This is a genomic window from Phormidium sp. FACHB-1136, assembly GCF_014697375.1.
Taxonomy (GTDB): Bacteria; Cyanobacteriota; Cyanobacteriia; order Phormidesmidales; family Phormidesmidaceae; genus Nodosilinea.
Map to the genome: position 1 here is coordinate 1 of NZ_JACJRS010000080.1, position 25,292 is coordinate 25,292.

Genomic DNA, 25,292 nt, shown 5'->3' on the forward strand with positions numbered 1-25,292 from the left:
AACTTCATGTTGGTGTTCCAAGCTGAGCACAACATTCTGATGCACCCCTTCCACATGCTGGGCGTGGCCGCTGTGTTCGGTGGGTCTCTGTTCTCCGCCATGCACGGCTCCCTGGTGACCTCTTCTCTGGTGCGTGAGACCACCGAGACTGAGTCCCAGAACTATGGCTACAAGTTCGGTCAAGAAGAAGAGACCTACAACATCGTTGCGGCCCACGGCTACTTCGGTCGTCTCATCTTCCAATACGCCAGCTTCAACAACAGCCGTTCTCTGCACTTCTTCCTGGGTGCCTGGCCTGTGATCGGCATCTGGTTCACTGCCCTGGGCATCAGCACCATGGCGTTCAACCTGAACGGGTTCAACTTCAACCAGTCCATCCTCGACTCTCAGGGTCGCGTGATTGGCACCTGGGCTGACGTAATCAACCGTGCCAACCTGGGTATGGAAGTGATGCACGAGCGCAATGCTCACAACTTCCCCCTCGACCTGGCGACTGCCGAGGCTCCTGAAATCATCGGCTAGTCCTTGTGACCCGTTCATGACTTGAATAGGAACAAGAGCGCTCTCCGCATGGGGGCGCTTTTTTGTCATCCAGATCAGGTCTAGAGACCCGCTGCCGCAAAAATATCAGCGGCGGTGATCGTCAAATCAGGGAAGGTGATCGAAACAATGCGGTCGCCCCCGCGAAACTGCTGGAGTTGGTATTCGCCTTGGATCAGGGTATAGACCGAAACGGTAGGGGTCTTGGGTGAGCCGATGTAGCGGATGGCTCCCACCGCCAGGTAGTCCACAATCCAATATTCCAGGATGCCCAGAGCTTCGTACTCCGCTAGCTTATAGAGGTAGTCGTCGCGCCAGTTGGTCGAACTCACCTCGACGGCCAGTTGAATGGGTTCTTCGAGAGCAGCGTAGGCTTTGGGGTCTGCGGCCCACACGGCTTTATCAATCACGCTCAGGTCAGGAGTACGCCCCTGCACTAGGCCATCATCACGGCGGGTTTTGATGGAGGCAAACCGGGACACCTTGTAATTCAGTCGCCTCTGTCTGACCTGATCTCGAAAGGTGTCGTAGAGAAAATCGGCTACGTCATCATGGGCACGAGTCATCATTAACTGAACTCGCTCGCCGTTCACGAATTCATAGCGGTTGCCATCGTCTGGGGTGGTTTCCAGAAATTCCAGAAAGCTGAGGGGTAGCGCCAGGGCTTGGGTCATGATGACAAACCGCCTCCGCGAGGGAAAGAAACGAGACCTCTTCAGTGTAGCCTTGTGGGTCGAAAAGTATCGGTATAACCATTGGGCTTTCAGAAGATATAGCGCATTGTGACGCGAATTGATGTCCTGCTTCCACAGGAGTTTGCGATTTATTTTTCTCTGATCCAGAGATTATGATACTCCCCAATCATCTTTTCGGAATATCACTTTTGAAAGCCTTTTAGTTCAATGACTATGCCAAATTGCTAGAGTAGGATAAGGGTCATCCTAAAAGATTTTTGTCAACTTTCTTGAACTACTGGCTCGCCTAGAGCCACTCCTAGGCATCACTTAGGGGTATATCGCTAACTGTTTCACTGTGGGGAAACATTGTGAGAGTGTTAATTATTGAGGATGATCCTGTCGTGGCAGAGACGCTTCATCATTTGTTAGACCAATATCGCTACTCTGTAGATATTGCCAGCAGTGCAGAGGCTGGGTTAGAAATGATCTGTGCCTATGCTTATGACCTCCTAGTGCTAGACCGAGGATTACCCGGAATGGATGGAGTAAGTCTGTGCCAACGGCTGCGAACTGAGCGCCAGTACATGCCAATTCTGCTGCTAACAGGGCAGGGGAGGGAGGGATATTATCAGGCCGAGGCGCTGAATGCTGGCGCTGATGACTATGTGCTGAAACCCTTTGATGCCGAGGTCTTGATAGCCCGTTTACAGGCACTCCTACGCCGTAGTAATGGCGTTGCACAACCGATCCTTGCCTGGGGCAACCTATCGTTGAATCCCAGTAGTCGCCAGGTCAGCTATGGCAGCAAGCACCTATCCCTGACCCCGAAGGAATTCAGTATTCTAGAACTCTTGTTGCGCAACTCCCACCGAATTTTTAGTGCCCAAGCCATTCTCGACCATGCCTGGGACGCCATGGAGGCACCGGGGGAAGAGGTTGTGCGATACCACATTAAAGAACTGCGTCATAAACTTACCTTGGCCACCGCCCCCAAAACGCTCATTGAAACGGTGCATCGGGTGGGATATCGGCTCAATCCGATGTATGCATCACCGCAGGCCCACCCCAGCGAACCGATACTATCGGCATCACCCCTGCCTCTTCCATCTCAGATAGCTGAACTAACCGACCAGAATCAGCAGTTGTGTACAGCCCTAGCGGCCTTACAGAAATCCCAGGACGACTTGCGCCAGCAGAACACAGTTCTACGGGCGACTCAGGCCGCCTTAACCACCGAGCGCGATTACTATCAAGACCTATTTCAATGGGCTCCAGAGGGCTACCTCGTTAGCGACCCCCAGGGCATCATTAAGGACGTCAATCAGGCCATATCTGCTCTGCTAGAGATAGCTCCCCAAGACCTCATCCATCAATCCCTAGCTAATTTTATGTTGGCGGCAGATCGCCAAGACTTCCAAGCCCACCTAAACCACCTAAGCTGGCCCCGACCCTGGAAAGTTCGTCTTCAAACCCGTCAGGCCAATGTGGTGATCGTTTTGTTGTCCACCACACCCATTGTTGATGCCCAACAGCGGATAACTGGGCTGCGCTGGCTAATTCAGGATGAGCATCTCGATCCTGAATAACAGCTTCACATTTTCCTCACAGGACTACTTTATAAGTGAATTATAGCGAATCTCACTCGGTTGAAGTACATTACGATGATTCCCCCTGCCCCCCTTATCAAGGGGGGTACAGAGCGAGCCTTAGACCGCTAGGTACTGGGGAGATCTAGAACCCAGCAACGGTGTATCTCACTCTATCGAGAACCGCTATAGAATCAGTCAACTGACCCATGAATCATCACTCCATGGCCCTGTTCTAGTCGAATTTAGGCCATAAATCCTCCTGAACACAAATAGTCGCTGACTTCTTTGCTGCTGAATCCACACCCATTAATCCTGAAATAGCTTCAATGCCAATTAACAAATTGTCAATCGATAGAATCAGATAGAGGAAGGTTTCTGTATTCACAAAAATCTAATAAAAATTCTAAGTTCTTAGTTCATAAAAATAACTCTAGCGAGATGTTTCTCATTGAGAAAATACACCGTAGTTCAATGCAATTATCATGCTTATGAATCTCGAGTTAACACCAAAACTTGCTCCTCAAGGAATCTCTGACTTTACTGACATTATTCAGCTACAGGGAGACTTGATTTTGCCTTCACGAGCTCAGGGTGTTGTGCTGATTGCTCAAAGTGGAAATATTAAAAATTCTCACTATGATAATTTATCGAATTTGCTCTATCGGGCCAATTTAGCCACCCTAACGATTAATTTGTTAACTCCATCTGAAACTATTTTTGATCAGCACACACGACAACTTCGCTTTGATGCCGCAGGAGTCTTAGCGAATCGTGTCGTTAACATTACAGACTGGCTGCACGACCATCCAGAGACTCAACACCTACCCATTGGATACTTTGGGGAAGGTGCAGTAGGGGCCGCCATTCTGGTTGCCGCTACCAAACGAATATCCGTAGTCAAAGCAGTTGTTTCTTTGGGGGGCTGGTTAGATTTAATTTGGCCTACCTTGTCTCAGGTCTATACACCCACTCTGCTGATCGTTGGTGAGTTAGATCTCCCCATGATCACCGTGAACCAAGAAGCCATATATTTGATAAATCAAGTCTTAGATAAATGCATGGAAATTATTCCTGGTGCCTCTCACAGATTTGTAGAGTCAGAGGCTTTAGAAAAAGTCGAATCCATGACGAGCGAATGGTTTCAACTTTTTCTTCATGACTGCAATATGTGCCTCAGAAAATAGTGATAACAGTCACCGTCCTGGTCATGTCATCAAGGAAATTACTTATTCTTTACTAAATTAATCCTCTTATGGGGAAGTAGCCTCGGAAATTTCAAGTCAAGTCCTTAATTTATTAGCAAAGGAACTGAGCCATGGTGAAACGAATATTAGATGTATTACTTGGCCTAGGATTAGGTCTTCTCATGGGGTTAGGGATTGCCTTCCCTATGTTAGCAGGAAACCTATTGAATCAACCCAGCTATCACCTCGACTACTTTGCTGCTAAACCAGCCCATAACCCCATTGACCAGAAACTTGGAGAAGTAAGTACCAAGATAGATCTGAATAATTCTAATGTTCTCACGTTTCGGCGATATTCGGGAATGTACCCCACTTTGGCACGCAAAATCATCCAAAATTCCCCTTTTAGTGCCGTTGAGGATGTCTTAAACATCCCCGACTTGAGCGAGGCCGAGAAAACCTTGCTGAAAGCCAACCTTAAAAACTTTATCGTGACTCCCCCAGAACCAGCGCTGATAGAAGGAGAAGATCGAATTAATCCAGGCATTTACAAATAGAAGTGCTTCTCTCTATCCCTGTGTTACGAAGATTGGGATGTACAGGGTTAGAGAGGAACAGTAAATTGCAAAGTCCCCAGCCTCTTTTCCGGTCGGAAGAGGGGGCCAGAAGGACTTCAAAGTCCCTCTCCCAAGGTGTCAAGCCTACCTCAAGTTATTCATGTAGGATTTAGTCTGTCTACCACGGAAGATCTTATTAGAGTAACGCAAGATGCTACTAGCATAGGTTAAAAGGTGATGCTACCTAACATTTGTGCTTTTTAGCCAAGGGTTAACTTTTGGGGAGAGAGTTGTTGGATTTGAACTTGAATATCCTCCGCATCTTCCCATTCTAAATCTTCAATATAGCCACTCTGTGCTATTGCGGCTTCGGTTCTGCTCTCAAAAGGCCCGAAGTAGTAAGTACAGATTGGATTTTGGGTATGAATAATGACCCACCAGGGAGTTGGTTTTATCAGGATTTTCCGTAGGGTAAGCCCGAATTTGCGAAGCAAATGATTGGTCAAGTTGGTCATGGAATTGGCGGGATTAGTTATCTTATTCATCTTTGTTATAAAGATTGAGGAATACTACTGAGACTGCGCCATTTTGAACAGACTTTAGCTAAGGAAGAAGTTCAAGATAGTCCAGGAAAAGACCACAGTGCTAGGCTGTTATGGTCGTGGTTTCCCTAACAGGAATACGGTAGATGATGCGCCTCCGTGTTAGGTCATAGGGCGACAGTTCTACCTTCACGCGGTCGCCTGGTAGGATTTTGATATGGTACTGGCGAAGTCGTCCTGAAACATACCCTAAAGCCTGAAAGTCATTGTCTAAGCTGATGCTAAAAACGGCGTTGGGCAGGGCTTGTAAGACAGTTCCTTCAATTTCGACTAAATGTTTTGCCAATGCAATTATCTCCTTTTCATAGGGTATGGATAGGGCTGATGATGGCTATATCTGAGTTACTGACGGAGGCGATCACAGGGGATAATATCCGATAGAATTGCGCTGCTGAAGATGCCAGTATGAACTTCAAGTAAGGAATCTGAAAAGGCTTTGAAGGTGATGGTAGTTCTTGGAAAGACTGCTCGTTCAAAAAACCAACAAGGAATATTGGAAATACGGACAATTTGATATTTATCCGTATCGTTGATATAACGACATGGGATTTCATCGAGTAAATTTTGAATCATGGTTTTCAAAGATCTATGAATATTTGTGACTCATGAATCCAGGCTGTGGGCAGATATTCTTTTGGAATGCGCTAGGACAAGCTACAATATGCCCTTGCTTTTCGCTGCATCGGTTAATGGGCTAGCCTACACAGCGGTGGGTTTAGCTTCTATCTACCCTGCTGACTTCATGAAAAAGGGGCATTCTCAGTAGATTGAAAAGCCGATGTAGAGTAGATGTCCTGGCTGTCTTTTGGGCCTGGTTGACTGACAAAAAATTCTGGATCGGGCAAGGGAACCTCGCCCCTAAAGGGTTCGGATCATGTAGAGGCGAAGTTTCCTCGCCCTCGGATAGATCTGGGTTCTAGGAGGTTTTGTCTGTCAATCAGTTTTGGGACAAGCAGGATGCCCATTCTACGGTCTTCCTTTCGTTCTAGGGATTCTAGGCAGTGGTAAAGATCGAAGCAACTAGGGGACAAGCATACCAGTCAGCACCAACGGAGACGCCGAGCTGCTCACATTGGCCGCCGCGTCTACCTTGGTGGTGATAATACTTGCACCGCCGACAGGATAACTGCGCGACTGATTTTCTTTTCGAGACACTTTTATTCATATTTCTTGACCTCATTTAATGGGGCGAATCTAAAGCAGATTGAATGGGCAAGTCGCGACTTGGTTATGGGTGCGCAGGAAACACGAAGACCAGATCTCTCCGGCTTCAGGTTTTTCTGCTAAGGACTGATCTATGCTTAAGCCACACGTTGACTCTGAGCCAGTGGCCACACTGGCTTGATGTAACTCAGTCATTTCCTTTGTTTTAGATTTTCCACAAGACTTGTAAGGAACTTGTGAAGGTGGAGTAATATTGCGTGAGATGTCGCAATTATGATAAAACTCATTCATAGAAAATAGCTGTCGGTATTTTCGCCTGAGAATAGATTTAATCCGACTATTTAGGCGAGTATCAGTCAAAAATAGGTAAGAAAAGTTATCTTGCCGATCCTCAAGATTAGACGCTTTTGCTATGCGGAAATCTAGTCATAACCCTTCCAATGCTTGGGTTTTGCGGTGGGGAACCCTGTGTTTGAACCCGAGCCAGCTACAGGTTAGTTATGATGGCACCTTGCTGCTGCTAACGCCGATGCAGTATCGGCTGTTGGAGGTTTTGCTGCACTGGGCTCCGGCCATTTTGAGTGCCCGCACCTTGGCCCAGGAGGGCTGGAGTGATGTTCCTCCCCCCAGCAAAGGTAAGATTCGTGACCAGATTCAGCAACTACGGCAAGTGCTCCATGAGGGGGGTGCCCCGGCGGATTTCATTGCCACGGTGCCCCGGCAGGGGTATCAGCTCAATCCGCTGTATGGCGAAGCGGTGCCCACTCAGAATTCTGGGTCATCGTCTGGTGGGGCTGGGTGTGTGGGGCTTGGCTTGGAGGCAGAACGCCAACGTACCGCCGCCCATCTGGCTTGCTTGGCGGATATAACTGACGCTTTTTCCCGCCTGTCTACCGCCCAAGAGATTATGCAGGCCGTTGGCGAGAGGGTGGGCGCTTACCTATCGATTAGCCGCTGTGTCTTTTGGGAAATCAACGACGACCAGGATCAGTCCATCGCGAACTATGCTTGGCACCCCACCGACACGCCAGATGTGAGGGGAGTTTATCGCATCTCCGACTTCATTACCGAGGAGTTTCGGCAAGCGGCACGGGCTGGGAAACCCATTATCATTCACGACACCCAGACCGATCCGCGTGTAGACCGTCGGCACTACGCCGCCCTCAATATCTACGCCTACGTCAGTGTGCCCTTCCATCGCCAAGGGGTTTGGATGTATACCTTTACCGTCCATGCCTCCGCCCCTCGCCAGTGGCGCAATGACGAGGTGCAGTTGATTCAAGAGGTGGCCAATGCGACCTTTCCCCGCCTAGAACGGGCCTATGCTGAACAGGCCCTTCAGAACTCAGAAGCGAAGTATCGTACCCTGTTCAATGAAATGGACGAGGGCTACTGCATTGCAGAGATTCTGCTGAATGACGCGGGTAAACCCGTGGATTACCGCATCCTCGACGCCAACCCCCGTTTCGAGCAGTTGACGGCGCTGCCTCTGGAGGTGGCTCTGAGTGGCCGCACCATCCGCGACATTGCCCCCGAACTGGAGGAACACTGGTATGAGATCTATGGCCGGGTGGCCCTCACCGGGGAATCGACCCGCTTTGAGCAACAGGCGGCGGGTTGGGGCCGCTGGTACGATGTCTACGCCTTTCGCATCGGTGCGCCGGAAAAGCGCCAGGTGGCCATCCTGTTTAACGACATTACGAATCGCAAGACTTCTGAAAACACCCTAGAGCGGCAAATCCGACAGGAGTATCTCCTCAACGACATCGCCCAGGAAATTCGTCAATCCCTCGATCTGCATCAGATTCTTCGCACGGCGGTGAACCGAGTCAGGGAATGGCTAGCTTGTGACCGGGTTATCGTTGTCCGCTTCCAGCCAAACTGGCAGGGAGAGGTGGTGATGGAGGCGGTGGGGAAAGAGTGGCTCGCGATACAGTCCACCACAATCACAGATCCCTGCCTAGAAGATCGCTTGATTGAACCCTTGCGCCGGGGCTATGTGTCGGTCTTGAACGACATTCACCAGCCGGATCTAGCGCCTTGCTATGTTGACATGCTGCGGTCATTTCAGGTGCAAGCCAGTTTAACCGTGCCCATTTTGCGAGGAAACACCCTCTGGGGAGTGTTCATCGTCCATCAGTGCGATGCTCCGCGTCAGTGGCAGGATCCAGAAATTGCCATGCTGAAGCGCCTCACCACCCAGGTGGGCATTGCTATTCACCAGTCCGAACTCTACGCCCAAACCCGCCGCGAACTGCTGGCGCGACAGGAGATGCAGGCGGTACTTGAAGAGAGTGAAGCCCGTTTCCGATCCCTCAGTGCCGCGGCCCCCATTGGCATTTGCCAAACCACCGCCGACGGCATCTGTCTCTACGCCAATCCCCGCTGGTGCGCACTCTCTGGGCTCAGCCCGGAGGATTGCGTAGGGGACGGCTGGTTTCAGGGGGTGCATCCTGAGGATTACGAGCTTCTCACCACTGCCTGGACGCGGTATCTGGAGAACCATCACCAGACGATTCCAGATTTTCGACTCAGACCCCCATCCGGGGATATTCACTGGATATCCATGCGTGTTGCGCCCATCCAATCCCCCAGCAGCGACACCATTGGCCACGTCCTGACCGCCATTGACATCACCCAACAAACCAAAATCAAGGAAGCCCTGCTGGCCAGCGAACAACGGCTCCAGGCCATTTTAGATAACTCCCCCGCCGTTATCTATGTGCTGGACGCAGACAACCGTCATGTGCTGGTCAACCAGAGCTATGCTGACCTGTTCGCCACCACTCCAGCGATGCTGGTGGGCCAAACCCTGCACGACCTTTGGCCCACCGAGGTGGCGGATACCTTTGTGGCCCAAAACCGTACGGTGTTGGCCGCTCGCCAACGGTTGCAATGTGAGGACACGGCTCCCTTGGCCGATGGCATTCACAGTTACATCACGGTCAAGTTTCCCCTCTACGATAGCGCTGGCCACCCCTACGCCCTCTGCGGCATCTCCACCGACATCACCGAACAAAAACGGATGGAAGCCCAGTTTTACCATGCCCAATGGCTCGAAAATCTGGGCACTCTGGCCAGTGGCATTGCCCACGACCTCAACAACATCCTCAGCCCCATTCTGACCATGACCCAACTGCTCCGGCTGAGCCAAGTCGGACTTGCTCCCAAGAGCCAGGAAAAGCTGGATTTAATCGAGCGAAGTGCCAAACGAGGGGCCAACCTAGTCAAGCAAATCTTGGCCGTCACCCGTGCCCCAAACGGTCATCCTATCCCCGTCGATCCGGTGGCGGCGCTGTGGGAGGAAATCGCCCTCATGGGTCAGAGTTTTCCAAAAACGATTCAAATTCAGCCGGATCTGCCCCTAGCGGATGCCTATAGGCTACCCCTCGGCACCATTCTGATGGATCCCACCTACCTCCATCAGATCATCCTCAATCTCTGCGTCAATGCACGCGACGCCATGCCCCAGGGTGGCCTATTAACCCTATCGGCAGAGGAGGTTTGGGTAGATGAAGCCCTGGCCAACGCCATTCCAGCGGCCCAGCCGGGAGCCTACGTGAGGATCACCGTAGCGGATACGGGCTGCGGCATCTCCCCGGAGGTGCAGCGGCAGATGTTTGATCCGTTTTTTACCACCAAAGCTCCCAGCCAAGGAACCGGGCTGGGCTTGGCCACCGTGCGCGAATTGGTAAAGGCCAGCGGCGGCTTTTTGCAAGTCTTGAGCGAGGTGGGCCAGGGCACTCAGTTTCAGGTCTATTTCCCCCGCGTGGCGGATCAGTCCTCGTCCCTTGACCAAACTGAAGTGGACCCATCTACGCCGCCGCCATCCCCAGGGGCCACCCTGCTGCTAGTGGAGGACGAAGAAATTGGGCGCGATATGCTGCGATCTCTACTCGAAAGCCAACGCTACCGCCTGCTCTTGGCCCAGGATGGGGGCGTGGCCCTGTCCCTATACCACCAACACCAAGAGGCCATCCAGCTTGTGATCACGGATATTATGATGCCCGTTCTAGACGGCTTTAGCGTGATCGAAAGCCTGCGGAGCCAAAATGCCAGCCTGCCCATCATCGCCTTCAGCGGCATTCCCAGCCACGCCAAACAAGCCCTCACCTCTGGAGCCAATGTCTTTCTAGACAAACCCTTTGATGTCGAAATGCTGCTTAACCAAGTCGCCTTCGCCCTCTGGCAATCTACAACCTCCACCGAGACCGAACTGCCGTAAACCTCCCTCGACAATTGCCTGTGGGGGTACCAGTCTTGGTTATAGCAAAAGAAAAATTCTGGTCGTTAGTAGGCCGATAAGAAGAACTGTCCCATTTAGGGTTTGATTTGGGACAGTCGTAGGCTGAGTCAGTTCAGACAGTATTGGCAACTAGACTCTATGCTGTATGAGAGTTTCAGTCTTAACGACCAAAATTTTTCCGCTGCTAAAACTAAGCCTTATTGAAATCCCTAGACTAAGACTGGACTAGCTTGGCCTAGCTCAACCCTGGCTGTGTCTTGTGCCAATCGCAGGTGAGATTAAACCGGATACGGGAATGGGAGCGCTGAAGCCAGGTTTTTGGCTTAACATCTCAGACTTTTGGGCTGGGGTGGCTTAGTCACGCAGCTCGTTAGGACACGTTGTGAGAAATCAATGCTTTTCGGTGTTCTGCCAGCTAGCGCTATCGTCTGGATCTCGAATGGCAGCTACAGGCGATCCACGATGGTGTCCCAATTTCAATCAAACGTCCTCAAGATACTCTGAAATAGGCTGTCTTTAGCCTCTGAAACTGTGTATCCATAAGGCTTTTAACCGAATTGGCCCATTTTGTCACCTATCACGGTGGGCCAAGCGCATTGCTACCCCTTAGCCTGTAGTTATGCTGCCTCTGGACACCGTGAACCCATGGGGGAAGCGACACCATGATCAACCGATAGGCTCCCTTGCCGGGATACTTCGCTCGCTCATACCCCCTAAACTCTTGCTAAAGGGGTAGAGCGGTTACGCCAATGATCGCCGCGACAATGCGCTCATCCAGTGGCTTAAGATAGCCTAAATCAATTCCCGTAAAGGCCGCTTTTAAGGCATGGGTTTCTAGTGGACTATCCAGCAATACCTGACGAATGTCCTTTAACCTGAGAGGGCCATGTCGTCTACGCTGCTGCTTGAGGCAGTCGTACCAGATTGGGCGAATCAGGTCGAGCCAGCGTTCAGCTAAGCTACTAGGATCTACGGGTTCCTTGGAGTATGGTTGCAAAAGCTGTAGGAGTTGTCGGATGAGATCAGCACGGTCACTATCTCCCTGGAGATTAGCCCGCTCTAGGTATTCTCCCAAGATGAACGTCATTTCCTCCAGTGCCCGTTGTTTCCGCCGGGGAAGCAGCAGCACCTCGGTCTGACGGAGTTGTTGCAGGAAGTCTTGGAGAACCCTAGCCGCCTGTTCCAGCTTGTCTTTGGGTAGATTATCGCTTTCCTCGGTCAGCACATTGCGGAGGTGTTGGCTGACCTCCTCTAGATCCGTGACGGGTTTAGCCTGGGGGCTATCCAGGTAAACCCAGCGAGGGGCACCCCATTCAGTCCCTGCAATCGCAAAAAAGACCCAAGGGCGGCGGGCCGACACGATGCTAATTCGCTTGCTTTGCACGGCCTGCACTGAGGCAATGACCCGAGCATCGCTGGCTCGCATTCGTTCGTAAATATCCCGCTGCACCAGGGCTGATTCGCCTTCAACCAGGGATCGCACTGGGGTAAACACGTCTAGGAGCTGGTCTGCCGGGGTATCGGATTCAATCACCTCATTTAAGCGGGTGATGGTGTCGGATAGCTGTAGCTCCCCGGTCAATAGTTCATTCGGCAGGGGAATATTGGCCCCCAGCATTTCAGAGGAAAATCTCATCCGATCCACAAACCGCTGGTCGGAGGACAAGATAAACTCTTCGCTGTCCTTCGGGAAAAATACCTCAATTTGAGGGTGGGGGCTGTCCATGCGGTCAATGCGCCCAATTCGTTGTTCAGCCACCCGCACCACGGTGGGCATATCGAGGTTGACCACTGCCGAGGCCTGTTGCAGGTTGATGCCCTCTGACATGGCATCGGAGCAGAGCAGAATGACACCTTTTCGCTGAGACCCCAGTTGACAGGCCCGGTTAGCCCGGTCTCTTTCCGTTTTGCTGGTGCCCGTCGCAATCATCACCTCACAACCTTGGTGCTGACGGAGGCGATCATGAATATCTGCCAGGGTAATCAGGCTTTTGTCAAAGGCGATGACGATGCCATGTTTTTTCAATAGGTCAGTCAGCTTCCGGGCTTTGACCGCTTCTCTCCCCTCCGACATTTGGTTAACCAGCGCTTCGATGCGCTCATACAGGCGAATTTCTTCCTGACTCGCCAGATTATGCTGCTCTGGATCGGTCAGCCACTCAGGCATGGGAATGGCCAGGGTTTGCTGGGCAGGTTTACCAGCTTTTTCTTGCAGACTACGAATGATATTGCCAGTCTCTTGAGCCTTGACCTTGGTAGAAATCTTGCCCCAGTCCTTGGCAAATTCTGTCCCCCTAATCAGCTCGATGAGACGGACTCGGGAAGATCTCAGGCTCGCCATGACGTGGTACATGGCCAGGGCAGCAGCACTGCTCAGCCGAGTTTCCAGATATTGTTCGTGGGTTCCCCCATAGAAGTCGGGCACGTCTATCGCTTTTTGGACATACTGGATACCCTTGAGCTGAGCAGCGGTTTCCCGAATTTGGGCGGCCAGTTGGCGGTCTTGACTGGCGGTGGCCGTATCGTGATCACAGAGATAAACCCTGGTCACATGCTCAGGATATCGACACGGAACGCCATGCTTATTCCTAAATGCCTCTGGGTTGCCCTCAATCATCCGGTTCAGCATGGTCTTCGTGCGCCGTACCGTAAAGCGTTGAATGGCCCGCTGAATTGTCTCTAGCTCGGCCTGGGCAATGTCTTCCCCTCGCCGCCGTCGGATACGGCTGAGGGTATCTAGCAAGTCGTCATCAAAGTTGTCGGCCCCCAACAAATCAACAATGGCAATTAAGTCTAGGGGGCCGCGATTGATGGGAGTAGCCGTGAACAGCAGCACATGGTCTGCAATATTGTTGAACAGTTGTTGAGTTCGGGTGGATTTCAGGTTTAAGAACCGATGGGCTTCATCAACGGCAAGCACCTGGGCACGGCGGATGAGGCGCAGGACATCCTCTCGCTTATCTTCGGTGGTGTTGCTCAATAGGCCGTGGGAACAGGTGAGGGTATTCTGCCCGCACCGTTGGGACTCGTCTTGCCAGGAGGTTTCGACACTCGGTGGGCACAGCAGGATAGGAATTTCGGTCTTGATACGCCCGGTACTCCACATCTTCTGCATCACGCTACGAATCAGATGGGCACCGGTTTTCGTTTTGCCAGACCCGGTGGCGTCGGCCACCAGGACACTACCGACGTTCTCAATCACCCACAGGGCATGGGCAATTCCCTGGTATTGCGAGGGCCAAAGGGCCGCTTCATCGCTGTATTGCAGTCCCTGGGTATACCGGATGGCCCAATCACCTTCCAGCAGTTCAGCACAGGATCGGGCCAGGGCTTCCTGCCAGGTAACAACGCTCAACAGCAGTTCCAGCAGTTCGGTGAGTTCTGTCTGGTAGTCTCGGCCTAACCCCCAGTAGCTCTCGGCTATCTGGCAAGCTTCTCGGTAGCGGTCGGGTTCTGTTTCCCGCTGGTAGCGGCTATTGGCCTCATGCTGAAGTTCTAAGCCGGACTGGCTGAAATTGCTTGACCCGAGGGTAATCGCCTCATCCCCCCGAAAAATCTTGGCATGGAGAGGCTGAGATTGATTGGAGAGTCGGGCTTCTACCTTGCCGCTGCGGAGGAGTTCGATGGCCACAATCACTTTGGCGCAGAGGAAGATAGAAATTCCCCGCTCCTCCAGCCAATAACGTTGAACCTCTGTAGCCAGGTTGCTATCTTTGAGGCGAAACGTGGTGCGCTGGGTAGGCAGTGGCTCATTGCCAATCAGGATTTGGATCGTGTTGAAGGCATTTTCATCGGCTTCCAACTTCTGGTGGCATTCAGCCAAAAACTCGATCACCATGCTCAGGGAGGTGTAACCGCTGATGATGAGAGGGCGATGGGAGTTAAGCAAGTCTGGAAAGACGGCTGACCTGACGGTGTGGCGATTATGGTTATGAGGAAAGCGGTCATGGGCAGGCAATTGAAAATCAGGATCTGCCTGGACTGCTTCAATTTGTCGCAACAGGTTTAGTTGTTCGTCAGATTCCATCGGTGTTGTTTGCCTCTCTAGATGCTGTGCCAGTCATCTAGGCTTAGGATGCCCAAGCCAATTCGGCTACATTAGCGTTGACCTCAAAATTTTATCCGCTAAACTACTTACTAAATAAGACTTTGCAGCTCTCCTAGATGTGTTTTATCTCAACGAAATTGCTATATTTACCTGTCTTAGCTTCTATCTGAGAGTCACTGTCTCTCAGATAGAAGCATCGATGACTAGATAGGTTTCCTCTGTGACTTCATAGACGCCTGGTTCAACTTGGCGTAAAAAGTCCATGCCTTTATCTAGTAGAATCCGGCACTTTGCCCTAGATTGATAAGTTACAGTTAGTTCCCTCCGATGGGAAACTGAAGGAGATGAGTAACGTCTGTTGTACTGACGCATCATGATCTTGGTATCGTCAAAGTGATCTTGAAAAGCTTTTTCAATATCGCTACGTCGTTGGGTGCTACGACGTTGATAATCCTCATAGAGTTCTTGAAACTCAACAGAAACAGGAAATAGATCAGTCATTCCTAAACTCAGGATTCGGGCAAGGATTTGAGCACCCTCTTTACTGAGATAGCGATCACTGTATCTCACCTTTGCAATGCGATCATAAGTCAACACATCTTTAATACCAAGACGACTTTGAAGCTCCTCTAAATTCATAGCTCCCCAGTTATGTTCTGGAGAAATCAACTGAATCTGAGGATCATCCAGTTCTTTCGTCAGGACTAACTTTGATTGATTTTGCAAATTGTCCATGAATTGAGAAACGGTATCTACGCCCCTAACACTACGGGTTTGAAACCACTCTTGTGGTTCTCCATTGTCTGAAAGTCGTAGCTGTAGAGCAACCCGATTAGCAGAACGACTACTGATGCAGAGCGTTGGGTAACTCTTTAGCTCTGTTTGGTAGAGAGTAATATAACCTTGATCAATCCACTGAGATAGACGCTTACGAAGCACACGAATTTCGTCCTTCAAGAGTCGGTCCTCAGAGTTCTCAGAGCTTAGTGTCGGCAACTGATGAACCATTAAGACAAGGGGATCATTGTGAGATGCCAATGCCCTTACAAACTTGGTTAACAGTAGAAGATTCACAGGAGAGCTAATTTCCGGCAAATAAATGCCTGTCGTCGGACTGGCCGTAGCCGCATAGCTAGACAACTGCCGATCCACCACTGTGAGAGATAGACGGATTGCGTCTGGAGCAAAGGATCGTAGTGCATCGTCAGGAGATGTTTGCTCGACAATCTGCTGGAGAAAGCTTGCCACAGAGTGACGATCTAAATCATGGTGAAAAACCTGGTTTGTGTAAGTCCGTAGACAGTCGTAGCAACTGTTGCCACAACTACAGGATGCGACCAATTGGTAGGCCCGTTTCAGAACTTCTGGAAATTGCTCTGCAATTCGCTGGCTGTAGCCTGCCCCACCTGGGACATTATCGTAAATCACTATTTCAGCACGACCAGCTTGATTACCGTCTAAAGGCCGAAATAGCCCATCGAGTTCTGAGCGAGGCACATCAATGACTTGGGCAGCCGCAGCGAGTAGAGCATAAGTGAGAGAACGCCAGAAGCTAGGCCCCTTGGGCGGAGATTTGGGCTGAGATTCATGGTGATCGGATTGGATGATATCTCCTGAGTTGAGGTGTACTACAGGCTCATAGAGGGGCAGAAGATTACCTTGAGGTGCAAACTGAATCTTGAGCAGATCGCTGCGAAATTCATGGCCGAGGTGAACTTTTTGAAACCACCCTGAGCAAATTCGTCCCGTGATCGGGTGAGTATGTTCAGGTAGCCTCCCCCTGCGGTGATTGATACTAGACGGAGCTAGGGAATCGCTCAAATCTTTCCCGCAGCGCTCACAGAGAGAAAAGCCAAGATTATTGAAGTTTCTACCTCCCTGATTCGCCAGGAAAAATTGACCACCCCGGCTGATTCTTAGCGAGTATAGATCCTGAGGAATCGTATCTAGGTGCTCACCCTCTTGGGCCAAAAATACCTGGGAAGTCGGCTGGCGTGTGGGTTTGAGGTAGGGCGTCACCTTAGGAGAATCGCCCCAATCTGTGGTGAAGGATTTGGGAACTTTGTACAGCCGACTCCCTCGATTCATCACACCAGGAATAGGTTTTTGACACGTTGGGCACTGTGGGCGTTGAAAATCTCCAGATTGAGATTCAAAATAATTGCAGTGGGGGCATACCCAGTAGTGCTTTTCTTCTAGTGCTTGAGGTCGTGGAATACCAACACTGGTATGAACTCGGTCATCGACCACAACCTCTTGGCCAGGGGCATATTCGGATAGGGCCATGCGGCGATCTCGCTGGAGACGGTGCCGTCCTTGACTGCCGTGGGAATAGTGATCACTGCTTCTGGTTAGTAACTGGACAACATCAATGGGAAAGCCATAAATGGGCAAGATGCTGGCCTTAGCGAGCTCTTCATGGAGTTGGCGCTCCTGAATTTTTCGGAGTTCATCTTCGAGGCGATCTCGACTCACTTCCCTCGCTCTTCGTATTTTACGCTCTAGGGTGGTGTCTGAAAGATCGCCATTAACTTCTGAGAGTAGTATTGCAAGGTTATTCCAGTCCTGAAACTGTTCGCGCTTGAAGCGATCCAGTTCTGAGCGGAACTCCTGAAATGTTTGCTCAACGGTTTGGGGGCTATCCAAACGCCGAAGCCATTGATCTAGAAGATGTATCGCTTCATCAGTACCTAGCCAATCGAGAAGCTGAACCAGTAAAGCATCGCTAGGGAGTTCCTTGATTTCCTGGAATGCCTTACAAGAGCTTTCGTCTGGAAAGCCAAGGAAAAGGCCAATCTTAACCTTTTCGGCACCCGTTTGATAGAAATCTCGGAGAAATTGAGCCAGTAGTTCGGCTCGCAGGTGGCGCTGCTGGATTTGGAAGTTTTCAATATCAAGTTTTGGGACTTGGTTGCGTCCGTTGATCAGTTCAGCGGGCTGCTCGAAGTAGTAGCGGTCGTGGGGGCGGCGTTGGCCATACATGAGGCTAATGGCTACACCATCGGTGCGTCGTCCTGCTCGTCCGGCCCGCTGCTGGTAGTTGCTGACGTGGGGTGGAAAGTTTCGCATGGCAACCGATTGGAGTTCCCCGATGTCTACCCCCATTTCTAGGGTGGTGGAGCAACTTAGCAGGTTGATGTAGCCCTGGCGAAAACGGCTTTCTCGGTGGGCGAGTTCCCCGGTGCCAAGTTGGGCGGTATGTTCCTGGGAGCGAAGGGGAAGAAGTTCGCGATTTTGAATAATGTGGCGATAGTGGTGGTCGTCAAACCTCGCTCGATTCCACGGCGAGAGTGTGCCCCCACATCCAGCAGCTAGGCAATGGCCAACGGCCTGCTTTGAGGTGAGTCGCAGCGCATCTAAGCCAGGGAGATGGAAAATCTGCTGGCAGGTATCGCACTGGTGCCAGTCGGTTTGGGTTTCTGACAGGGAAAAAAGGCCCCAATTGAGTTGATAGCCATCTTCAAAGTCCGTTAGATAGACCTCGGCACGCAACTCTTCCAAGAGCCACTTCACATCGGCCTCAGCGGGGTAGTGGCCGTTAAAAAAGTTGCGGTAAAAGGAGACAATCTGATTTTGGCGCTGGGTGGGCTGGCCATCCTTGTTAATTCGCCATAGGAAGCCAATAGCGTTGGGGTTTCTGGCATCGCTGGAGCCGCGCCGCAGTTTGATGTAGCGCTTAGAGCGCCCAGCCGTGGTGAGTCTGGGTGGCTGCCCACCATCCACCCCGCCCGTTTCTGGGAAATATCGAGAGGCTCCGTCTAAATCCACGGCCCCCAGCAACCGGATAATGTCTGTGAGCCCGGTTAGAAACAGAACCGATTCGTCGGTGCTGAGCTGAAACCGCGTGGCGACATCTTCTACGAAGACTGGGTTGTCGTCCCAACTGAGATGACAACCCAGTAGCCCCAGGGCCTCCAAGGAAAATCGCTTTGCGGAGGGCAAACCAAATTCCCGGAGCATGAGTTCCTTAGCTCGTTTTTCGGCTCGGCTTTGGCAATCAGCAGGGCTGTTGCGGGTATCTTCTACCTCGTCGCGTACAACGTAGCTGCGGTGGTGATGTTTTTCTTCGCGATCTGGGTGCGGGATGGACCGCTCTAGAAACAGATCGACCACAGCATCAGCGACAGAGGAAACCGTTGCAGTACCGTCTCGCTGCGCGGATTGAAAGGCTTGCCAAACGGCTTGTCGATACAGGGTTTCGGTGTGGGTACGCTGAAAGTCTGAGGCAAAAAAGGCCGCATCCTGGCGACCGTCGGAGAAGGTCAGCAGCTTGCGGCGACTGAACTGGTTGGGTTGGGCCTGCGTTCGGCGGGACGGGCCACGGTCTGGCTCTGGCAATAGCTCAAATAGGCTATCCAGCATGACCTCCAGGGGAGCATCGGTGTAGGAAATAAAGCGACTGACAGCGGGCATTTGGGTGCGCCGTGCCCCACAGGCTGGACATTGGTTCAGGTAGCCACCATTTAAGTTGGTGGCCTTTGCGGGCCGATGCCAGTGCAAAGTATAGGTCTGTCCGTCCGATGGTGGGCTAGTCGGTGCCGTCCGGCTCGCTTGGCCTAACCAACCATCGCGTTGTTGAATCAAAAAACGCCCCACCCGTTCGTCATTGACGGCTTCGGTATCTGACTCGTCGGGCAGTTCATCTCCCTCATCGTCGGTAACGCTATCGAGGGGGCCAGCGGAGAGAACGTAGATATTCCCGCTGTTTTCCGCTGCTTCTAGGGTACGGGGTACAGGTTGTAGTATTTTCCCTTCCAAAGAGGTCAGACTGTACCCCTGCCCACATTTGCGGCAACTTGCCAGTTCTAACACCGGGGCTTGGCACGACTCACACTCGTCCTTGCTGGTTAGATACAGCTTGCCGTAGCGGTTAGGGTGCTCGCTAAACGCCGGATCGACCACGACCTCTGAGCAGTTTTGGTTAATACAGGCGTATAGCCCCTCCAAGCTGCGAAAGAGCAAATGCAGCCGCACGGGCAGCAGCGGCAGATCCTCAGAGTGGAGGCGGGCCAGGGTGCCAAGCTGGATAAGGCGAGCTAAGGCGGGTTCTACTTTGCGGTCTTCCTCCGGTTCTAGGGTGCCGTCTAGTCGGGTCGGTAGCGTCCACAACTGCGGCGATCTGGCCAGATTGGCCCAGGGTTTTGGCCCCTGACTGAGTAGGTTGATGAGCCGATGAACCAGCGGATGCCCCTGAAGGGTAAACCACAGAAAGCGGTGGGTATCGCCCTCAGATTGTTGTTCGGCGGCCTCTAGTACCTGCTGAGGAACCAGGTAGCTGAGGGCATCGCGCCAGGTAGACAGGGGTTCCGCTAAGGCTGGAATCTCAACGTCATGGAGGTATTCGTACAAATCGACTTCATCCAGACCATCGGGTAGGGCGTAGGTTGCCCCCAAACGCTCCGATACCGGAACACGATCTCCCCAGATGACCTCCTCAAAGGGTTCGCCAAATAGCTCTTGGGCAAAGCCTGTGATCTGGCCTTTGGCAGACGCTTCAGATCGATCTCCCAGGGTGGCACTGGTGGCAATGCAGCGGATTTGGCCGGGATTCTCGATACCTAGGGCGACTTTAAACCGCTTCAATAGCATGGCCACTTCGGTGCCTGTGGATCCGCTGTAGGTGTGGGCTTCGTCTACCACCAGCACCCTGAAATTGGGCGAACGTTCAAAAATTCGGGTGCGCTCCACCGGGCGGATAAGCATATGCTCCAGCATGGAGTAGTTGGTGACTAAAATTTGCGGCGGATTATCCCAAATTTCTCGCCGCGAAATGGCTTGGACTCGCTTAACCCGATCCATGGCCAAGTTCACCAAATCTTCGGTACGGCGGCGTTCCATCCGTGCCCGCTGATCTTCGGGCAACAGCTTCAGAAGTTCCTCCCGCTCAGTGGCCGCGAGTTCTTCCTGAAGAGCAGCTTCCGCCTTTTGGGGATCGGTTTCTGTGCGGCTGGTATAAAAGCCAAACCGAATCAGGGTATGGTCGTTGCTTTGAGGACACAGGAGTTGTCGCAGCCGCTTTACCTGATCGTTCACCAAGGCGTTCATCGGATACAAAATCAACGCCTGTACCCCAGTTCCGGGTTGTTCTAACAAGGTGTTGACCATGGGAATTAAAAAACATTCTGTTTTCCCAGAACCCGTTCCCGTTGCCACCACAATGTTGCGCTGATCCCCCACAACCGCCCGCACCGCCTGTTCCTGATGCCGATAGAGAGGGCGATCTGACGGGGTAAATAAACGGAGTAATTCTGAGTGCAGCAATCCCTCTTCAACTAAGGCTTGAATGGATTGGGCTTTGCAGTAGGGTTGTGCCCCTTCTAAATAGGGCTGCTGATAGATATTGCCAGGGGTTTCTAACAGTTGCCTAAAGCCGTAGCGCAGGTGTGGATCTCGTAGGGCATAGGTTGTGAGCAAGTAGCGAATGAGATCTTCGCGGGGCTGCTGGGTGGCTTTAACGGGATCGAGATACATGGGATTGACTCACAACGGGGCAATTAAACCAATTCACAACCCAACTTCCGTAGGGCCGCGGCTACTCTGGCTCGATTTTGAGCATCAACAAGACGAATACGGCTATGGCTTAAGTCGGGTTCTGACAGTCGCCAAACCATTTGAGCGTAATCTCTGGGTAGGGAGGTACGTCGTAAATCTAACCGTCCAAGATGTTCATCCCAGGTCAATCGAAGAGAAAACTGCACCTGTTGGTCTATAGCAAACATGGCTAAGTGGGCCACATCGGGAGAAATTTCATAGATTTTCCCATCTCCTCGCCACAGAAAAGTCCCATTCGCTAACTTCAATAACTGAATGGCAGGTAAATGATCTAGGTGAACCTGACTTTCGATAGTTTGCCAACGTTCCGCTTGAGATTGCCATTGATTGGTCGGCAGATAGCCCTTGACGCTACTTTCTTGAGCAATCTGGCCAAAGATGGGATCTTGCCACTGATGCCCGGAAAGCTGTTGGGCCGTAGGTGTTTGGTAGCAGGGCAACTTTTCCATCACCTGATCCACCGTTAGACAGCGTATGCCAACCGTCTTTAGCTTGGCCTGAATACGATCTCGATTACTAGATTTAGGGCAAAGAATGGTGGTGGTAGGATGTTGATGAGTTTGAAGCGCTTGATGAGCCAAGGGTAAATAGGCCCGATCACCGATGAACTGTAGCGATGTCACTAAGGTTTCTTCATCGATTAGCAACGTGGGTGGAGCCATGCACACTCGCTTACCCAAGCCCAAAAGAACTTCACCTTGAGCCTCCAAGTTATTCAGTTCAACATCTAAGTCTGCTCTTAACGCAGCATCATTTTCCCGCTGGTGAGGTGGCAGACTAAACTTAATCAACGAGGCAAGTTGATGGCAGGACAGCGTCTGAGGTTGATGGGGCCGTTCAGCAGCGCGATGCTGACTCAGGATGTGAATAATAGTTTGGCTAAGCATAGGCTGGACTAAGGATAATACTGAGATAGATCGTGATCAAATTTTACCCAACTCCCCAATAGATATTTTCTTTAAGCTTCTGTCTCAGGTTGGTGCATAAAGAATTTATACACTCTTGATAGTTGAATTTGTCATCTATAGGCTCTAGACAAACATGATCTTGTTCAACAGAAGATTTAAAGTATTTCTCTATTGCTCTCTGCCGAAGAGTGGCACGGATAAAGCTCAAAAACACAGTGGGCCTGTGAGTGCTAGATCGCATCCAATATTTAGTTTTGCTTGGAATTGGAATCGAAACTGAAGCATCATCTTCCTCTTCGAGACCTGGAGAATCCACAAATTCATCTTCCTGATTGAAGTTGAATGTCAATAAAGTCTTGTTATGTCCGGCCCAGCAGCACCTTAAACGATAGCCTTCAGCACCAGACAGAACGCCATATTGCGAAGCCATATCGATGTGGATTTCACCCGTAGCCGATGCAGTTTCAGAGAAGACAGCCTCTTCCTCCATGCCTTGAAGTTGGAACTGGATAGTCTCTAATGGCCAGCAGTTCTTGATCGCAATTCTAGCTAACTCAAAATCATCTCTTTCTTCAAAAATGATAGGAATTGACCTAGGTTGGTGATGTTGATCATAGACCTGCGGATCAAATACTCCCATCGTTCTAGTCAGGATAAATGTTTCCTGAACAGCAAACTTGGTTCGCCAGCGAAAACTATCGTTCCATACCTGAATGGAATACTCCCCAGCCTTGGCTATCCAGCGCTGTAAATCAACGGCTGACCAATCTGAACTAGCGGCTATCTCAAGGGTTTCATTGGCAGCGGTCAGCGTCATCTTGCGAGTCAGATCTTCGACCACAATGTTGAAGTCCTGATCCTGTGTGCTGGGTGGCATCCAAAACGTGGGCACGCCGATAAATTTTTGCTGTCGTCCAGGAAGTCGCGTGCCCTGGAGTTCGGGCGAGGCTTGGACGATCACATCCCACGCGATCATCTGGCAGAACTCGCCACGGCTGAGGGTAATCGTCGCATCGCTTCCCTGCCGATGAATGAGATGCCCTTGCCAGCCGAACCAGCTACAGGGCAACCAGCTATCAATGATTTCAATACCAGGGCTGTATTGGCACTCGGTCTCTTCAGGAAAGAATAGGATCAGTTCAGACGATAGCCCCAATTGCCCGGGGATACGCCGTTCTCCGGTATTGGCATCAAACATCAGGCACCACTGATCGTCCCGAAGACCGGGGCAGGCCCAGGTGAGCAACGATTGGCCCATGTGGGATTTCAGGTGCCACACCCACTCTTCCGCTGGTTGGGATACGGTTCTACAAACATCCTCGTGGATCTCCAAATCGGCTCCGGTGCCCGTTAGCGCCAGATTCCCTTCCCAAGGCGCTTCAGGAATGGTGCAGAACGTGGAAGTATAGATGCCCCATTCGCGGCGATAGAGATGCTGGGCTGGCAGCACCAGTTGAATTTCAAAGGAGTCTTCAACATCCAGCCGCAGCACCATGGACTTCTGCCGAAAGCTGATCACACCTGTGGTCTGAGGTCGGGGTCGGAGGATTTCGATCAAGCTGTCCCAACTGCGTAGGAAGAAGGCGTTGGGTAGGGCAAATCCGTGGAGGAGGGTGGCGCGTTGCGTGGCATCGGCCAAAATTTCTGGAGACTGCCCGCGTATTTCTAATTCATGGGCTACACGGGCTAGTCCTTGCAGCAAGGTGCCAGAAATAGGGCTGACATCTTCCTCTTCAGAGCAGCTACTTTTGAGGAAGTTCATCAACGTACCGAACGTATGAAATCGCTGCTCGCATGTGTCGCGCAGGAGAATCGCCAAATCGACGGGATCAGCCTGGGCCATCTCCCACCAGCCATATTCCAGGCTTTGAATCAACTTCGCGAAGTGTTTTAAGCAGCGTTGGGGAATCCCGCTTTGGAGCCACAACGTAGACACATGGCGTCCTGGCTTCTGCACTAGCCCCAATTCATCGATACCCCGTTTAATCAGCGCTCGCAGGGCGTTTTGCGTTCCCGGGCTATTCTCAATACCCAGTCGTTGACACAACCCGCGCCAATAGCCCGCTTCTTCCTTGTCGTAGTAGGCATACTCCGACAGGGCAAAGGTGAGGAACCTGATCCAATCGGTTTCGTAGGAGCCAAAATGCTCCTTGAGCTTGAGCCACGTTAGGGTGTCCAATCGGGTCAGGTTGTCACGGGCGATGTCTAGCACCTCCTCTGAAGCCGCCTGAGACAAGGTGACACTGCCCAAGAAGCGCTGGCCTACAGGTAAATCTCGGTGCTCCCAAGCCCCTTCGTATCGACTCCATAGCCACTCTGCGACCGCAGGTCTGGCGAGGCTGTAAAATCTACTTGGCATAGTACATCAACACCATCTAGGAGCAAGGGATTGCTGCTGACGGAGCCTAGTGCACCAAGTGGGGTCAGTAGCTTAGCTCAGTGTTCCCAAGACGCAGCGGAACTAACCAAGATGATGTAAAAAATCAGTTCTCAAGGTGGGCTGCCTGTGGCCTACGGGCCTTGTTGGCCCTAAAGTAGCGAAGCTGTGATTTTGGGCAATTTAGTTCATGAGAACTAAATTCACCTTTCTAAAACCGAGTTGCTATTTCATAGTCTTGAGTTGAGTCTCAGGGTCAGGCAAGTGCTTGGTCGGTAGTGCGCTAGACCTGTGGATGGCTGTCCCAGAATTGTTGCCGTCGCTTAATCTGGCTTGGTGACACACACAGGTCTAGAACACCACCGAAATGTCCTACCTTGGTGAGACTCATCAACTCAGCCCCGACTAGGAGAGAGCGGTCGTATTCACCATGGGACAAAGCATTTCAGCATTTCTCTGGCATCAGAGTAGTTGCGGGGCCGCGCAGCTACTCCCGTTGTTGATCTAGGTCGATATTCACCCTGCTGCCTGTGGATCTTAATCCAGACGTTCCCAAACATCGAGGCGGCAGACCTCATACGGAACAATTTTTGTCGTTAAGCCTGAAATGGTTTTGAAGCGTGAGTTCTAGCTGTCAAACCTTTCTGGACTGAATCAGCCTATAAGCCTGGAAGAGGCTAGAGGTGGGCCACTACACAGCTAGTGAGATAGTAGGTACTGGGTAAGCGAGAAGTGAGCACGTGCCAGCGAGAGACATCTATCACGATGCCGTCAAACACGCCCTGCAAAAAGATGGGTGGACAATTACCCACGATCCCTATCGGCTCAAGCTCTCCAGAGGCAAGAAC

13 protein-coding genes and 1 pseudogene are annotated in these 25,292 nt (G+C 51.5%); 6 read left to right on the plus strand and 8 right to left on the minus strand.

Annotated features, from left to right (window positions below; translation table 11 throughout):
- Positions 1-522: pseudogene (locus tag H6G62_RS19560) on the plus strand (photosystem II q(b) protein); the annotation flags it as partial.
- Positions 523-602: 80 nt separating this feature from the next.
- Here H6G62_RS19560 and H6G62_RS19565 read toward each other — a convergent pair.
- Positions 603-1,214 (minus strand): Uma2 family endonuclease, encoded by a 612-nt coding sequence (locus H6G62_RS19565; protein WP_190498255.1) that lies wholly within the window; start codon positions 1,212-1,214, stop codon positions 603-605.
- A 371-nt stretch (positions 1,215-1,585) separates the two neighbouring features.
- Between H6G62_RS19565 and H6G62_RS28005 the strand changes: the two genes are divergently transcribed.
- From H6G62_RS28005 to psbU, 3 genes are all read left to right on the plus strand, one after another.
- Complete coding sequence (locus H6G62_RS28005) at positions 1,586-2,803, plus strand: response regulator (RefSeq protein ID WP_190498256.1); 1,218 nt, start codon at positions 1,586-1,588, stop codon at positions 2,801-2,803.
- A 485-nt stretch (positions 2,804-3,288) separates the two neighbouring features.
- A complete protein-coding gene (locus tag H6G62_RS19575; RefSeq protein ID WP_190498257.1) occupies positions 3,289-3,990 on the plus strand; it encodes an alpha/beta hydrolase in 702 nt (233 codons plus the stop codon).
- Positions 3,991-4,121: 131 nt separating this feature from the next.
- Positions 4,122-4,547 carry a photosystem II complex extrinsic protein PsbU gene (gene psbU / locus H6G62_RS19580; protein ID WP_190498258.1) on the plus strand — a complete coding sequence of 142 codons (426 nt, stop codon included), beginning with the start codon at positions 4,122-4,124 and terminating at the stop codon, positions 4,545-4,547.
- Positions 4,548-4,807: 260 nt separating this feature from the next.
- On the opposite strand, the gene H6G62_RS19585 is transcribed toward psbU, so the two are convergent.
- From H6G62_RS19585 to H6G62_RS19595, 3 genes are all read right to left on the minus strand, one after another.
- Positions 4,808-5,062: a DUF1816 domain-containing protein gene (locus tag H6G62_RS19585; RefSeq protein WP_190498259.1), complete on the minus strand. Its 255-nt coding sequence runs from the start codon at positions 5,060-5,062 to the stop codon at positions 4,808-4,810.
- 130 nt (positions 5,063-5,192) lie between these two features.
- Positions 5,193-5,435, minus strand: a complete 243-nt coding sequence (gene infA, locus H6G62_RS19590; RefSeq protein ID WP_190498268.1) for a translation initiation factor IF-1 — start codon at positions 5,433-5,435, stop codon at positions 5,193-5,195.
- Between the two features lie 56 nt (positions 5,436-5,491).
- Entirely contained in the window at positions 5,492-5,722 is a 231-nt protein-coding gene (locus tag H6G62_RS19595) for a DUF1830 domain-containing protein (protein WP_190498270.1), read from the minus strand.
- Between the two features lie 1,063 nt (positions 5,723-6,785).
- On the opposite strand from H6G62_RS19595, the gene H6G62_RS19600 reads away from it, so the two are divergent.
- Positions 6,786-10,538 (plus strand): PAS domain-containing protein, encoded by a 3,753-nt coding sequence (locus H6G62_RS19600; RefSeq protein WP_190498278.1) that lies wholly within the window; start codon positions 6,786-6,788, stop codon positions 10,536-10,538.
- 745 nt (positions 10,539-11,283) lie between these two features.
- On the opposite strand, the gene H6G62_RS19605 is transcribed toward H6G62_RS19600, so the two are convergent.
- The 4 genes from H6G62_RS19605 to H6G62_RS19620 form a co-directional block, all read right to left on the minus strand.
- Entirely contained in the window at positions 11,284-14,586 is a 3,303-nt protein-coding gene (locus tag H6G62_RS19605) for a helicase-related protein (protein WP_190498280.1), read from the minus strand.
- 204 nt (positions 14,587-14,790) lie between these two features.
- A complete protein-coding gene (locus H6G62_RS19610; RefSeq protein ID WP_190498282.1) occupies positions 14,791-21,078 on the minus strand; it encodes a DEAD/DEAH box helicase in 6,288 nt (2,095 codons plus the stop codon).
- 23 nt (positions 21,079-21,101) lie between these two features.
- Positions 21,102-21,950 carry a hypothetical protein gene (locus tag H6G62_RS19615; protein ID WP_190498283.1) on the minus strand — a complete coding sequence of 283 codons (849 nt, stop codon included), beginning with the start codon at positions 21,948-21,950 and terminating at the stop codon, positions 21,102-21,104.
- A gap of 139 nt (positions 21,951-22,089) precedes the next feature.
- Positions 22,090-24,318: a hypothetical protein gene (locus tag H6G62_RS19620; RefSeq protein WP_190498285.1), complete on the minus strand. Its 2,229-nt coding sequence runs from the start codon at positions 24,316-24,318 to the stop codon at positions 22,090-22,092.
- Between the two features lie 866 nt (positions 24,319-25,184).
- On the opposite strand from H6G62_RS19620, the gene H6G62_RS19625 reads away from it, so the two are divergent.
- Positions 25,185-25,292, plus strand: a 108-nt coding sequence (locus H6G62_RS19625) for an element excision factor XisH family protein (protein WP_347239389.1), incomplete at its 3' end; no start/stop codon positions are given.

Bases quoted from the DNA above. Each gene is read 5' to 3' on its own strand.
- H6G62_RS19605 (WP_190498280.1), bottom strand. From the start codon at position 14,586: ATGGAATCTGACGAACAACTAAACCTGTTGCGACAAATTGAAGCAGTC.
- H6G62_RS19610 (WP_190498282.1), bottom strand. From the start codon at position 21,078: ATGTATCTCGATCCCGTTAAAGCCACCCAGCAGCCCCGCGAAGATCTC.
- H6G62_RS19595 (WP_190498270.1), bottom strand. From the start codon at position 5,722: ATGATTCAAAATTTACTCGATGAAATCCCATGTCGTTATATCAACGAT.
- psbU (WP_190498258.1), top strand. From the start codon at position 4,122: ATGGTGAAACGAATATTAGATGTATTACTTGGCCTAGGATTAGGTCTT.
- H6G62_RS19565 (WP_190498255.1), bottom strand. From the start codon at position 1,214: ATGACCCAAGCCCTGGCGCTACCCCTCAGCTTTCTGGAATTTCTGGAA.
- H6G62_RS19585 (WP_190498259.1), bottom strand. From the start codon at position 5,062: ATGACCAACTTGACCAATCATTTGCTTCGCAAATTCGGGCTTACCCTA.
- H6G62_RS19575 (WP_190498257.1), top strand. From the start codon at position 3,289: ATGCTTATGAATCTCGAGTTAACACCAAAACTTGCTCCTCAAGGAATC.